Raw genomic sequence first — 13,513 nt, 5'->3', positions numbered from 1 at the left:
AGCCGCATTCGCCCCTTGTGCCGCAAACCGATGGGGATGATTATATTCACGAATCGGAATGAATGATGGGAGGGGAGCAGATGAAGATTAACAGACGGATGGTGCTGGCCGGAATGGGGGCTGCCGCCCTCGCCCAAACGCCGCTGCGCGCCTTCGCGATGACCTCGGCCCAGATCGGCGGCTATGAGTTCATCAGCGTAAGCGACGGCAATCTGGTGCTGCCGCGCAGCTTTTTCTTCGAAGGTTTGCCGCAAGACGCACTGGCGGAGGCTTTGGCGCCCTTCGACCTGCCGCAAGACCAGTTGGAGCCGCCCTGCAACCTAACGCTTTTGCGCAATGGCGAGCGTGTGATCCTCTTTGACGCGGGCGCGGGCCCTGCCTTCATGCCCTCCGCCGGGTCGCTGCTCGACAGCCTTGATGCCGCAGGCGTCGCGCCGGAGGCGGTGACCGATGTGGTCTTTACCCATGGCCACCCCGACCACCTGTGGGGCGTGCTGGACGATTTCGACGATCTGGTCATTCCCAATGCGCGCTACCATATGGGCCAAGTCGAATGGGACTATTGGCGCGATCCGGCGACGGTGGACCGGATTGGCCCGGCCCGCGCCGCCTTTGCCGTGGGGGCCGCGCGGCGACTGGCCGCGATCGAGGATCGGGTAAGCCATTTTGCCGACGGGGACGAAGTGCTGCCCGGCATCACGGCGCAGGCGAGTTTCGGCCATACGCCCGGGCATATGTCCTTCCTTCTGGGTACGGGCGGTGATGCGCTGTTGATCGGCGGCGACGCCATTGGCAACCACCATCTTGCCTTTGCCCGCCCGGGCTGGGCCAGCGGATCGGACCAAGACCCCGAGCAAGGCGCGAGCACCCGGCAGCGTTTGCTCGATCGGCTGGTGCAGGAGAAAATCTGGCTGATGGGCTTCCACTTGCCGCAGGGCGGATTGGGCCGCGTCGAACGGAGTGGCGAAGGCTATCGTTTTCTGGGGGCCGCGCAATGAAGCACCTGATTTACGCCGCCGCCCTTCTGCTCGGCTCGCACGCCATGGCCAGCGAGGATATCGCCGATAAATACCACGGCTCCCTGCTCTACGACAAACCCTATGAAGTCATTCCCGGCGTCTTTTCGGCCATCGGAGCGACGGCCCCGCCCACTTACGAAAACGCGGGCCATAACAATAACCTAAGCTTCATCGTGACCGGCCAAGGCGTTGTCGTAATTAACGACGGCGCGGCCTATGGGCTGGCCGCGGCACTGCATGATGAGATTAAGGCCGTGACCGATGAGCCGGTCAAACTGGTCTTTAACGAGAACGGTCAGGGTCACGCGGTTCTGGGCAACGGTTACTGGGCTGAGCAAGGCGTGCCGATCGTCGCGCATGCAGACGCCGCGCATGAAGTGGAGCGCTTTGGCGGCAGCATTCTGGAGGCCATGCAGCGCTACAACCGCGACCGGGCCGAGGGGACGGAGGTGCAACTGCCAACCGAGACCTTCGAGGAGGAATATATCGTCGAGATGGGCGATTTCCGCATCGAGGCCCGCCACCTCGGCCCGGCTCATAGCCCCGGCGATATCGTGATCTGGCTGCCGAAGCAGAGCCTCGTGATCTCGGGCGACATGGCCTTTCACGAGCGCATGCTGCCGATCTTTTCCGACACGATGACCGCCGAATGGATCGAGACTTGGGAAACCGCGTTTGAGCCGCTGGAGGCGCGTTATGTGATCCCCGGTCACGGGCATCCGACCAATATGGCGCAGGTCCGTCGCTTCACGCGGGATTATCTGCTCTACCTCCGCGCGCAGATCGCCGCCCATCTGGAGGCGGGCGGCGGTCTGGCCGAGGCTTACTATGTAGATCAATCGCCCTATGCGGGGCTTGATACTTTCGAGGAATTGGCGACAAAAAACGCAGGCCGCGTGTTCGAGCAGATGGAGTTCGAGTAGCGCGCCCGCTACTTCCCCGCAAGGCTGAAGGGCTGTGATGCGGCCCCGTCGCGATACCAGCGCATGATCTTGCGGCGCTCTTCTTCCTCCATGAAGGACACATTGGCAGGGGGCATGGCATTGGTCACCCCCGCTTGCAGATAGATCTGCCGCGCGGCGCGGGCGATGTCCGCGGGTGTTTCAAGCAGCAACCCCTTGGGCGCGCGGTGGATACCGTCGTAGAACGGCTCGCGCGCATGGCACATGGCGCAACGCCCCGGCACGATATTGGCCACCTCGTCAAACCCCTCGGCGCTGGCGAAAAGCTGCTCTGTCTCTGTCAGGGCGCGGGCCTCTGCCGCTTCGATATCGTCTTGCATCAGGGGCGCGGTCGAGAGCCACATGATCGCCACGAACAAAAGCGCGGTCACGCCCCATGTCCAATGCGGGCCCTTGCCGGTGGCATGCATGGTGTTGAAGTAATGGCGGATCGTCACCCCCATCAGGAAGACCAGCGCGGCGATCAACCAGTTGTACTCGGTCGCGAAAGCCAGCGGGTAGTGGTTGCTAAGCATCAGGAAGATGACCGGCAGCGTCAGGTAGTTGTTGTGGGTCGAGCGCAGCTTGGCGATCTTGCCGTATTTCGCGTCCGGCGTGCGACCCTCTTGCAGGTCCTTCACCACGATGCGTTGGTTCGGCATGATGATGAAAAACACATTCGCCGTCATGATCGTGGCAGTAAATGCCCCCAGATGCAGCAGTGCCGCGCGGCCCGTGAAAACCTGGTTGTAGCCCCAGGCCATCGCCACCAGCAGCACGAACAAGAGCAGCATCAGCACCGTGGGCCGGTTGCCGAGCTGCGATTTGCACAGGAAGTCGTAGATCAGCCAGCCCAGCGTCAGCGAACCCGCCGAGATCAGGATGCCTTGGAAGACCGAGAGGTCCGCCTTGGCCGGATCGATCAGGTAGAGCTCCGCGCCCGCCCAATAGACGACCATCAAGAGCGCGGCCCCCGACAGCCACGTCGAATAGCTCTGCCATTTGTGCCAGATCAAGTGCTCGGGCATGTTTTCCGGCGCCACGAGGTACTTCTGGATATGGTAGAAACCGCCGCCATGGACCTGCCATTCCTCGCCGAAGGCGCCGGCGGGCAGATGCGGCACCTTGCGCAGGCCGAGGTCCAGCGCGATGAAGTAGAAGGACGCGCCGATCCATGCCATGGCGGTGATGACATGCACCCAGCGGATGGCAAATCCGATCCAGTCCCAGATGATGGCTAAGTCGTGCATGAGGTCTCTCCGGATGATTCACCGGGCAGACTATTCAATCGCGGATTTTACCGCTAGATTTGGCATTCCCTAAACTCTATCAAAAGTTCCCGATAAATGTCCTATTTCGACAACATCCGCACCTTCGTGCGCGTCTACGAGCTTGGCAGCATGTCGGCGGCGGCGCGCGACCAGCGGGTCTCGCCTGCAGTGGCCTCGGCGCGGATCACGCAGTTGGAGGGGCATCTGGGCGTGCGTTTGTTTCAACGCACCACACGCAGCCTGTCGGCCACCGAACAGGGGCGGATTTTCTATGACGGGGCCTGCAAGATCCTCGCCTCCGTGGCCGAGGCGGAGGCGGGCATCGAAGACGTCACCGACAACCCGCGCGGCACGCTGCATGTGGCGGCCCCCTTGGGCGTCGGGCGGCGGCTGATCGCGCCGCATGTGCCTGCCTTTGCAGAAGCCTATCCGCTCGTCGATCTGCGGCTGCGCCTCAGCGACCGTAAGCTCGATCTCACCGCCGAAGGGCTGGACGTGGCCTTTTTTCTGGGCCGTCCGCAGGATTCCACACTACGGATCCGCAAGGTGGCCGATTGCGAGCGCGTGCTCTGCGCCAGCCCGGCCTATGTCGCGGCGCATGGGCATCCCCGCTCGGGGGCCGAGATCGACCGCGGCCAGCACAATTGCCTCAACCTGCGCTTTCCCGGCGCGACCGAATTTCGATGGCAGCTACAAGGCCCTGAAGGGGCGGTGAAATACGACGTGCGCGGGCGGTTTGAGAGTGATGACGGCGATGTGCTGACCGATTGGGCGCTGGCCGGCGCGGGCATCGCCATGAAACCGATCTTCGAGATCGCCGAACATCTGCAAAGCGGCGCTTTGGTGCGGGTCGTGGAAGACACGCCGCCCCTGCCCGTTCAGATGGCCTGCCTTTACACCCATCGCCGCCATCAAGACCCGAAAACAAGGCTTTTCATGGACTTCATGATCGCGCGGATGGAAGACGCGCTAAAGGTCTAGCTGCCCCGATAGGTGGAATAGCCGAAGGGCGAGAGCAGCAGCGGCACATGATAATGCGCGGCCTCAGACATGCCGAACCGAAGCGGGACGACATCCAGAAAGCGCGGTTCCTTTGCCGGGACGCCCTGCGCATCAAGGTAATCGCCGCAGTGGAACAGCAGCTCATAGGTGCCGGTCTGGAACTCCGCCGCGGGCAGGATCTGCTCATCGGTGCGGCCATCGGCATTGGTGGTGAGGCTGCGCAGATGGGTCCGCGTCTCGCCCTCCAGACGATAGAGGTCGATCTTCAGCCCCGCCGCCGGGCAGCCGCGCGCGGTGTCCAATACATGTGTTGTCAGATAGCCTGTCATCATACCCTCCGTGCTTAACCCTTGATCGCCCGCGCCGCGCCCGAGCGAAAGTACCCTTTTCACGATAGTCTTTCAGGAATTAATTGAAAGCAATCCAAGACCTTCCGGTCTAGACAGAGAACGACAGAAGGAGAACGACATGACTCGCTACCCCCGCGACATGCAGGGTTACGGCCCGACCCCCCCAGATGCACAATGGCCCGGTGGTGCGAAGATCGCCGTGCAGCTGGTGCTGAACTACGAAGAAGGCGGTGAGAACAACATCCTGCATGGGGATGCGGCATCAGAAGCGTTCCTGTCCGAGATCGTCGGCGCCGCGCAATGGCCGGGCCAGCGTCATGCCAATATGGAATCGATCTATGAATACGGCGCCCGCGCCGGGTTCTGGCGGCTGCACCGTTTGATGAAAGACCTGCCCGTCACGGTCTATGGCGTCGCCACGGCGCTGGCGCGCTCGCCCGTGCAGGTCGCCGCGATGATCGACGCAGGCTGGGAGATGGCGACCCACGGTCTGAAATGGATCGAACACAAGGACATGGCAGAAGACGCAGAGCGCGCGGCCATCGCCGAGGCGATCCGCCTGCATACCGAAGTGACCGGCCAAGCGCCGCGCGGCTTTTACTGTGGGCGCTCGTCCGAGAACACACTGCGCCTTGCGGCAGAGACCGGGCAGTTCGCCTATGTGGCCGACGCCTATGCCGATGATCTGCCCTATTGGATGGAGGTCGGTGACCGCGACCAGTTGATCGTGCCCTATACGCTCGACGCAAACGACATGCGTTTCGCCACGCCGCAGGGGTTCAACGCGGGCGCGCAGTTCTTTGACTACCTCAAAGCCAGTTTCGACGCGCTTTACCGCGAAGGGGCCGAGGGCGCGCCGAAGATGCTCTCGGTCGGGTTGCACTGCCGCCTAATCGGCCGCCCCGGTCGGGTCGAGGCGCTGCGGCAGTTCATCGACTACGCCCAAAGCCATGAGGGCGTTTGGTTCGCCACCCGTGAGCAAATCGCGGATCACTGGGCCGCCACCCATCCGCACCAGCGCCGCGCGCGCCCCAGCCAGATGGACCGCGAGACTTTCGTCGCCAAATACGGCAGCATTTTTGAGCATTCGCCTTGGATTGCCGAGGGCGCCCATGCGCTGGAACTGGGCGCGGGCCATGACACCGCCGTCGGCCTGCACAATGCTCTGGCGCGGGTCTTCCGCTCCGCCTCAGATGCGCAGCGCCTCAGCGTGCTGCAAGCCCACCCCGATCTGGCGGGCAAACTGGCGCAGGCCAAGCGGCTGACGGCTGAGAGCACCTCGGAACAGGCAACTGCGGGGCTGGATGCGCTGACGGATGAAGAGCGGGAAGCCTTTACCCAATTGAACGACCGCTATGTCGAGAAACACGGCTTCCCCTTCATCATCGCCGTGCGCGATCACGACAAGGCGGGCATCCTCGCCGCTTTCAAGCGCCGCATCGACAGTGACCGCGACACCGAGTTTGCCGAGGCCTGCCGCCAAGTCGAACGGATTGCGCAGCTGCGTCTGAAAGACCTGCTGCCATGAGCAGACAGATCCTGCTCCAGCCCCTCACCGCCGAGGCTTTCGCCCCCTTCGGCGAGGTGCTGGAAGTGCGCGGCGCGCCCGACAAAATCATCAACCAAGGGCTTTGCGAGCGGCATCACGATCTGGCCGATCTCGACTTTGGCGGGGGCCGCGCGGGCATCAGCATCTTTAAAGCAGAGCCGCGCGCCCTGCCCTTCAGCCTTGAGATGGTCGAGCGGCATCCGCTTGGCGCGCAGGCTTTTCTGCCGATGCACCAAAACCCCTATCTCGTGGTCGTGGCCCCCGATGACGCGGGCCGCCCCGGCCCCCTGCAGGCGTTTCTCGCAGGCCCCGGTCAAGGCGTGAACTACCGCCGCAATACATGGCACGCGGTTTGCTGCCCGCTGAGCGCCCCCGGTCTTTTCGCCGTGGTCGACCGGATCGGCGCAGGCGACAATTTGGAAGAACATTGGTTCGATCAGCCGTGGGAGGTGGTCGCAGCCAAGGATTAACCGTCATGCCCTCATCAGAAGCGGCAGACGGGATCGGTCAATAGGGAGAATGACATGACTGACGCTTCACTGGGCACGCCGGCGCAACTGCGCGACCCGAATTATACCCCCGCCCTGTCCAAGGCCGTGCCCTTGGGCATTCAGCATGTCTTGGCGATGTTCGTCTCCAACGTGACACCCGCGATCATCGTGGCAGGGGCTGCGGGCTTTGGCTTTGGCTCGGACGCCGGGGCGCAGGGGTTTCCGGACATGACCTATCTGATCCAGATGTCGATGCTCTTCGCGGGCATCGCCACGCTGTTTCAGACCATTGGCATGGGGCCGGTGGGCGCACGGCTGCCGATCGTGCAGGGTACGAGTTTCGCGTTCCTGCCAATCATGATCCCGCTGGTCGCGGGCAAAGGGGTCGAGGCGCTGCCCGCGCTCTTTGGCGGCGTGCTGGTCGGCGGGCTGTTTCATGTGTTGCTGGGGACTTTCATCGGACGCATTCGCTTTGCCCTGCCGCCACTGGTGACCGGGCTGGTGGTGACGATGATCGGCCTCGCGCTGGTCAAAGTGGGCATCCAATATGCCGCCGGGGGCGTGCCCGCGATCAATAGCCCCGAATACGGCAGCCTGCTGAACTGGTCGGCGGCGCTGGTGGTGATCGTGGCGACGCTGGGGCTGAAGTTCTTCGCCCGGGGCATGCTGTCGGTCTCCGCCGTCGTGATCGGCATTGGCGTGGGCTATCTCTATGCGCTGGCGATGGGGATGGTCACCTTCGAGGGCATCGCCACAAGTTGGAACCGCGCCGCCGTCGTGGCGCTGCCTGTGCCCTTTGCTTACGGGTTCGAGTTCAGCTTCGCCGCCATCGTCGGTTTCTGCCTGATGGCCTTCGTCTCGGCGGTTGAGACCGTGGGCGATGTCTCGGGCATCACGAAGGGCGGCGCGGGGCGTGAGGCGACGGATGCCGAGATCACGGGTGCCACCTATGCTGACGGTTTGGGCAGCGCGGTGGCCGGGGTCTTTGGTGGGTTTCCCAACACCTCTTTCAGCCAGAACGTCGGCCTCATCGCCATGACCGGCGTGATGAGCCGCCACGTGGTGACCGTGGGCGCGCTCTTCCTGATCCTTTGCGGACTGGTGCCCAAGGTCGGCGCGGTGATCCGCACCATTCCCATCGAAGTGCTGGGCGGCGGGGTGATCGTGATGTTCGGCATGGTGGTCGCGGCGGGCATCTCGATGCTGTCGGACGTGAACTGGAACCGCCGCAACATGGTGATCTTCGCGATCTCGCTCTCGATCGGTCTGGGGCTGCAACTCGACCCCAAGGCGGTGCAATACCTGCCCGACACGCTGCGCGTGCTGATGACCAGCGGGCTGCTGCCTGCCGCGCTGATTGCGATTGTGCTGAACTTGTTGCTGCCCGAACAACTGTCGGATGAGGCGACCGAGGAGGTTTCCGGCGGGCTTTCGGGGCATGGTTCGGGGTCGTTGGAGAAGCGGGTTTGATGATGAAGGGGCGCCCGATGCGGCGCCCCTTTGTTGAGACTAACTCGGCTCGATACAATGCGATAGGCAACCGGCTAGCGCATGTCGCTTAAGACCACCGATTTTGGAAACCACCTTGGCCCGGAATCAAGCCGAAGGCGCCGGGCCATCGCCTGCCCGCCCCACCGGGTAGGCGATTTGGCGAGGCTGGGCGTAACCTAGCGAGCACACATCATGACAGAACCATAAAGTGGCACGAACCAAGGTATGTTCGCCCACCCGCAGGCAGGCGCTGGCCCTCAGAGCTAAATTCGGTCCGAGGAAGCAAACCTGCCTGTACTCACCGCAGACTGCCACCTCCCACAGAGGCACCAAGTCGCAGGCGCTGGCCCTCACCGCTTCACCGCAGCTTCATATGCCGGTTCACGTCCTTATAAAGCAGATACCGGAACGGCCCCGGTCCGCCCGCGTAGCAAGCCTGCGGGCAGAAAGCGCGCAGCCACATGAAATCACCCGCTTCGACCTCGACCCAATCCTGATTAAGCCGGTAGACCGCCTTGCCCTCCAACACATAGAGCCCGTGTTCCATCACATGAGTCTCGCAAAAGGGGATCACCCCACCGGGCTGTAGCGTGACGATGGTCACATGCATGTCATGGCGCAGGTCCTGCGGATCCACGAACCGTGTCGTCGCCCAGACACCATCGGTATCGGGCATCACATTCGGCTCGATGTCCTGCTCGTTCAGCACGAGCGGGTCGGGGCGGTCCAACCCCTCCACCGCCTCATAGGCTTTGCGGATCCAGTGAAAGCGCGTCACCACGCCGCTGTCGTTTTTCAGCGTCCAATCGGCCCCCGCGGGGATATAGGCATAGCTGCCCTCACGCATCGCGTGCTGCTGGCCCTCAACGGTCAGGGTGAAGCCGCCCTCGACCACGAAAAGCACCCCCTGCGCCTGCGCATCAAGCTCAGGCCGGTCCGAGCCGCCACCGGGCTGCACTTCCATGATATATTGCGAGAACGTCTCGGCAAAGCCGGTCATCGGGCGGGCGATGACCCAAAGCCGCGTGCCCTCCCAGAACGGCAGGAATGAAGTCACGATATCGCGCATCGTACCGCGCGGGAGAACGGCATAGGCCTCTGTAAAGACGGCGCGATCTGACAAAAGCGTTTTTTGATCCGGGTGGCCGCCGGTGGGTGCGAAATAGCTTGGGGGGGTCATCAACTCTCTCCGTCGGGATGGACTGCAGAATTGCCGCTTCCCAGGCCGAGGCCAAGGGTTTTATCGCTGAAGGATTGTTCGGGGATATTTGATAGTCCCGACCCCGCTTAGGGGGGAGCAACAAACCGGCCCCGCCTGCCGGGGCCGGTCTGCGCAGCGAGCAGCCTCAGAAGAAAGCCGCCGCTTCCAACTCAACTGTAATCACCCCGATAATTGCCCCGTTCGATGGCTCCGTGATCGGCATCGAGACGCGGCTTTGATGGGCCTTCGACCTCTCGTCAACGGCCACCTGATCAATCACGAAAACCCCCGACGGCGGCGAAAAACGAATGCTGTTCTTGGGCTTGCCGCCCGTGAAATAGACCGAGTCGCTGCCGCTGGAGACCACGGTCAGCCCATAGGCATCCAGCAAAGTCACCCCAGCGATCTGACCCTCGGCGCGGGCGATCTGCGTTTGGAGAAAGGCCGCGGCAATCGGGGCTTTCAGCTGGGGCACCCCGGCGCCCGGCCCGGTGACTGCCGCCGGCGTGACCGCCAGCGCATTCATTTCGCGGTGCCGCGCGTTCTGCTGTGCGATCGCATCGACGATGCGGGCATCATTGACCCAAGACAGCAATTCACGGTCGATGTAATCGGTCACCGCCCAAGGCACTTCGGAGGCGGAAACCTTGAGCCCGGAACACAGGATGAAGATGAGCGATACAAGTGGCAGGTGTCGTAGCATCGGGGAGCCCTCATGAGGTAGGCGGCACAATACCGCGGGAGAGCTACACCCTAACGTTTGACTGGTTTACGCCCCATGAACGGCGATGGCGGCTTAACCCTCTTCGCCCTTAAACCCTGTCGCCACCACGAATTTCTCCGATGAATCGGGGCGGCTGGCAGGTGGTTTGATATTGGCGACCTTGGCAAAACGGCGCTTGAGCAGCTTTTGCAACTCACCTTCCGCGCCGCCTGCCAGCACCTTGGCTACGAATGTGCCGCCCTCTTCCAACACATCGAAAGCGAAATAGGCCGCCGCCTCGCAAAGCGCGATGATGCGCAGGTGGTCGGTCTGTTTATGCCCGGATGAGGCCGCGGCCATGTCCGACATCACCACATCTGCCTTGCCGCCGAGCCATTCCTTGACCTTAAGGTCGGCGTCATCCTCCATGAAGTCGAGCTGGTGCAACTCGCAGCCTGCAATCGGCTCCATCTCTTGAAGGTCGACCCCCAGAATGGTGCCCTGCGCTTTGCCCTTCTTTTCGCCCAATACGTTGCAGCGTTTGACGGCGACCTGACACCAACCGCCCGGCGCGGCGCCAAGGTCCACCACCCGCGCGCCGGGGACGAGGAAGCGATATTTATCGTCCAATTCCATGATCTTATAAGCCGCCCGCCCGCGATAGCCTTCGGCCTGCGCGCGTTTGACATAAGGATCGTTCAACTGCCGCTGCAACCAACGGGTCGAACTGAGCTTGCGCCCGCGTGCGGATTTCACCTTGACCTTGAGGTCACGCTGACCGCGCCCCGAGGTGTTCTTTCCGTCCGGTGTCTTGGCCATCAAAAGACCCCTTCTTCTAATACGCCATCGGCGCTCATCTGTGCATATAGCAGGCCTTCGCGCAGACCGCGATCCGCAACTGACAGCCTGTCGGTCGGCCAGCAGCGCATCAGGGCTTGCAGGATCGCAGCGCCCGACATGATCAGTGCGGCGCGGTCTTGGCCAATGCGCGGATCCGCGCGTCGCCCACCCGGCCCCATGGCGATATAGGAGTGGATCACCTTGTCGATCTGGGCGCTGGTCATGCTGAGGCCATCGACCTTTGTCCGGTCATAGCGTTTCAGGTTCAGGTGGCTCGCCGCGACGGTGGTCACGGTGCCCGAGGTGCCGACGATCTGGAACCGCTTTTGCGACTGGATCGTCTGATAGGGCGTGAAATCGGTGAGGTTTTCTTCGAAAAACCAGCTCATCAAAGCGAAACGCGCGGCGTCGTCTTCGACATCCGAAAATTGGTCGCGGAGCGTCGCGACGCCTAGCGGCACGCTGATCCAGTCGACCACCCGCGCGGCTGGCACGTCGGATTTCGCCTGATAGAACCCGCCCTGAAGCCGCATGATCGAGCGTGCGCGGTCGGCCCGCGGCACCTTGGAAATATCGATCCAGACCAACTCCGTCGAGCCGCCGCCGATGTCCACCACCAGCAGGTTTTCCGTCTTGCGGCTGACCAGCGGCGCGCAGGAGATCACGGCAAGCTGGGCTTCTTCCTCGGGCCGGATAATGTCGAGCTTCAGCCCGGTCTCGCGCTGGATACGGCGCATGAACTCCGCCCCGTTCTGCGCGCGGCGGCAGGCTTCGGTCGCGACAAGACGCATGTTCTGCACCTTGTTGCGCCGCAACTTTTGCTGACAGATGCGCAATGCCTGAATGGTGCGCGCCATCGATCCGCGCGACAACCGCCCGGTCTTTTCCAAACCGGCACCCAATTGCACCGATTTCGAAAAACTGTCCACCACATGGAAACCGCTGCCCCGAGGCTGGGCGATCAACATGCGGCAGCTATTTGTACCCAGATCTAGGGCCGCATATAGCTCATTAGATCTGGGCGGAACTGGCGCGGGGCTCAGAGCCGGAATGTCTTTGTCGAGCGCACCCGCACCTTTGGGACGCTGTGGCGCCATGGTTACGCGCCTTTCATATCGAGTTGCCCCCAAGGTATTCCCTGCGCCCAGCCGGTGCAAGTGGTCGCGGTGCCTTGGGCCAATTTCCGCGGCGTCCGCGGGGCGCCCTCGCCCCGCCATCAGGGCCACCTCACAATCATCTTGAGAATAATGGGGGCGCCGCCCCCTCGTGATGGCAGGGTCAATGCGCTATCACCTCTCCCAAGTCGCGGATGGGTCGTGTTTCGTCGAAAAACGGCCCTGTCCTGACCGCGACGCTCGTTAGACAGGTTTAAACCGGAGGAATCGTCCCATGCCCGCAGTCACCATCGTTTACTGGCGCGACATTCCCGCTCAGGTGATCGTCGGCAAGGGCCGTCGCGGGTCGAAACGCCCCCTGCCCGAACGCTTTGAGCAGGCCATCGACCGCGCGGCGATGAAGGTGGGGGCTGCCAATACCGACGCCTATCTCGCGGAATGGCGCAAGGCGGAGCCTTTTGAGGTCGAGGGTGATCCCGACAGCATCGCCGATGCCGAAGCCGCCCGCATCGACGCGGAATACGACCGCGACCGGATTAAGCAACTGATTGACAACGACGGCTGGGCATAGCCTGCCAGCCCTATGATCAAGGACACGCTCATGGCACTTTTGAACTTCCGCAAAAAGGAAACACCGGCCCCACAGGCGCCGGTGGCCGAAGTCGAGGCGCTGTTGAAAGATTACTCGATCGAGGTGATGCCCCGCACCGCCGAAAAGGTCGAGGATTTCCGCGCCCTGCTGCCAGAGGGCACCCGTGTCTATATCGCCCATATCGACGGCACCCCGATCGAAGATATGGTCGCCACCGCCGCGCGGTTGAATGCGGACGGCTTTAAGGTCATGCCGCATTTCCCGGCCCGCATCATCAAAGACCGCGCCACGCTGGCCGACTGGATTGCCCGTTATCAAGGCGAGGCCGATGTGCGCCAAGCGCTGCTGCTGGCGGGCGGTGTCACCACCCCGGCGGGGGAATTCAGCAACTCGATGCAGTTGATGGAAACGGGGCTGTTCGACAAGGCAGGCTTTACCCGCCTGCATGTCGCCGGCCACCCCGAGGGCAACCGCGATATCGACGCTGACGGCGGCCGCCTCAACGTCGATGCGGCGCTGAAATGGAAGAATGATTTCCAGACCCGCACCGATGCCGAAATGGCCATTGCCACGCAATTCGCCTTTGACGCGCAGCCGATCATCGAATGGGCCGACAGTCTAAAGGCCGCTGGCATCACCCTGCCGATCCACATCGGCATCGCGGGCCCCGCCAAACTGCAAACGCTGATCAAATTCGCCATCGCCTGCGGTGTTGGCCCCTCGCTCAAGGTGCTGCAAAAGCGGGCGATGGATGTCACCAAGCTGCTGTTGCCCTATGAGCCGACAGATGTAATCAGCGACTTGGCCGCCCACAAAGCGGCCCACCCGGATTTCAACATCACCCATGTGCATCTTTTCCCGCTGGGCGGGATCAAAACCAGCGCCACATGGGTCCAAGAGAATGGCGGCGCCTCTGGGGTGCCCGCCGACGCAGCCTGAAGGAAGTTA

Annotated in this window: 14 protein-coding genes; 8 read left to right on the top strand and 6 right to left on the bottom strand. The window is 62.7% G+C overall.

Annotation, left to right across the window (positions count from 1 at the left end; genetic code table 11):
- Positions 1 to 80 precede the first annotated feature (80 nt).
- Both ACGYLX_RS04750 and ACGYLX_RS04745 read left to right on the top strand, forming a co-directional pair.
- Positions 81 to 998, top strand: a complete 918-nt coding sequence (locus ACGYLX_RS04750; protein ID WP_394447616.1) for an MBL fold metallo-hydrolase — start codon at positions 81 to 83, stop codon at positions 996 to 998.
- Positions 995 to 1,942, top strand: a complete 948-nt coding sequence (locus ACGYLX_RS04745; RefSeq protein WP_168613206.1) for an MBL fold metallo-hydrolase — start codon at positions 995 to 997, stop codon at positions 1,940 to 1,942. Before ACGYLX_RS04750 ends, ACGYLX_RS04745 begins: the two co-directional genes overlap by 4 nt.
- An 8-nt stretch (positions 1,943 to 1,950) precedes the next feature.
- On the opposite strand, the gene ACGYLX_RS04740 is transcribed toward ACGYLX_RS04745, so the two are convergent.
- Positions 1,951 to 3,210: a urate hydroxylase PuuD gene (locus tag ACGYLX_RS04740; protein ID WP_168613207.1), complete on the bottom strand. Its 1,260-nt coding sequence runs from the start codon at positions 3,208 to 3,210 to the stop codon at positions 1,951 to 1,953.
- Positions 3,211 to 3,306: 96 nt separating this feature from the next.
- Between ACGYLX_RS04740 and ACGYLX_RS04735 the strand changes: the two genes are divergently transcribed.
- Entirely contained in the window at positions 3,307 to 4,212 is a 906-nt protein-coding gene (locus tag ACGYLX_RS04735) for a LysR family transcriptional regulator (RefSeq protein WP_394447613.1), read from the top strand.
- Here the strand turns inward: ACGYLX_RS04735 and uraH are convergent.
- Positions 4,209 to 4,562, bottom strand: coding sequence for a hydroxyisourate hydrolase (gene uraH, locus ACGYLX_RS04730; protein WP_394447611.1), 354 nt, complete (start codon positions 4,560 to 4,562; stop codon positions 4,209 to 4,211). The two genes, ACGYLX_RS04735 and uraH, sit on opposite strands and share 4 nt — an antisense overlap.
- Before the next feature lie 139 nt (positions 4,563 to 4,701).
- Here uraH and puuE point away from each other — a divergent pair, with 139 nt between their 5' ends.
- From puuE to ACGYLX_RS04715, 3 genes are read left to right on the top strand one after another with little or no spacing between them, the layout of a single operon-like run.
- Positions 4,702 to 6,111 carry an allantoinase PuuE gene (puuE, locus tag ACGYLX_RS04725; protein ID WP_168613020.1) on the top strand — a complete coding sequence of 470 codons (1,410 nt, stop codon included), beginning with the start codon at positions 4,702 to 4,704 and terminating at the stop codon, positions 6,109 to 6,111.
- Complete coding sequence (locus tag ACGYLX_RS04720; protein WP_394447609.1) at positions 6,108 to 6,602, top strand: ureidoglycolate lyase; 495 nt, start codon at positions 6,108 to 6,110, stop codon at positions 6,600 to 6,602. The genes puuE and ACGYLX_RS04720 overlap by 4 nt, the downstream gene beginning before the upstream one ends.
- Positions 6,603 to 6,656: 54 nt before the next feature.
- Positions 6,657 to 8,093, top strand: a complete 1,437-nt coding sequence (locus ACGYLX_RS04715) for a nucleobase:cation symporter-2 family protein (protein WP_168613018.1) — start codon at positions 6,657 to 6,659, stop codon at positions 8,091 to 8,093.
- 379 nt (positions 8,094 to 8,472) lie between these two features.
- Here the strand turns inward: ACGYLX_RS04715 and ACGYLX_RS04710 are convergent, their stop codons facing one another.
- From ACGYLX_RS04710 to ACGYLX_RS04695, 4 genes are all read right to left on the bottom strand, one after another.
- Positions 8,473 to 9,294 carry a bifunctional allantoicase/(S)-ureidoglycine aminohydrolase gene (locus tag ACGYLX_RS04710; protein ID WP_168613017.1) on the bottom strand — a complete coding sequence of 274 codons (822 nt, stop codon included), beginning with the start codon at positions 9,292 to 9,294 and terminating at the stop codon, positions 8,473 to 8,475.
- 166 nt (positions 9,295 to 9,460) lie between these two features.
- Positions 9,461 to 10,018 carry a hypothetical protein gene (locus ACGYLX_RS04705; RefSeq protein WP_168613016.1) on the bottom strand — a complete coding sequence of 186 codons (558 nt, stop codon included), beginning with the start codon at positions 10,016 to 10,018 and terminating at the stop codon, positions 9,461 to 9,463.
- 93 nt (positions 10,019 to 10,111) lie between these two features.
- A complete protein-coding gene (locus ACGYLX_RS04700) occupies positions 10,112 to 10,837 on the bottom strand; it encodes an RlmE family RNA methyltransferase (RefSeq protein WP_168613015.1) in 726 nt (241 codons plus the stop codon).
- Positions 10,837 to 11,955, bottom strand: coding sequence for a Ppx/GppA phosphatase family protein (locus tag ACGYLX_RS04695; RefSeq protein ID WP_067266266.1), 1,119 nt, complete (start codon positions 11,953 to 11,955; stop codon positions 10,837 to 10,839). Before ACGYLX_RS04695 ends, ACGYLX_RS04700 begins: the two co-directional genes overlap by 1 nt.
- A gap of 292 nt (positions 11,956 to 12,247) precedes the next feature.
- Between ACGYLX_RS04695 and ACGYLX_RS04690 the strand changes: the two genes are divergently transcribed.
- The gene (locus ACGYLX_RS04690; RefSeq protein WP_168613014.1) at positions 12,248 to 12,544 is read left to right on the top strand and encodes a virulence factor; all 297 of its coding nucleotides are present in this window, start codon (positions 12,248 to 12,250) and stop codon (positions 12,542 to 12,544) included.
- A 30-nt stretch (positions 12,545 to 12,574) separates the two neighbouring features.
- Positions 12,575 to 13,504 carry a methylenetetrahydrofolate reductase gene (locus ACGYLX_RS04685; protein WP_394447606.1) on the top strand — a complete coding sequence of 310 codons (930 nt, stop codon included), beginning with the start codon at positions 12,575 to 12,577 and terminating at the stop codon, positions 13,502 to 13,504.
- Positions 13,505 to 13,513: the final 9 nt, after the last annotated feature.

It is taken from the genome of Sulfitobacter sp. 1A13496 (assembly GCF_043557225.1).
GTDB lineage: Bacteria > Pseudomonadota > Alphaproteobacteria > Rhodobacterales > Rhodobacteraceae > Sulfitobacter > Sulfitobacter faviae.
The sequence above is the reverse complement of the archived record's forward strand: the minus strand, read 5'-3'. Positions and strand labels throughout refer to the sequence as shown.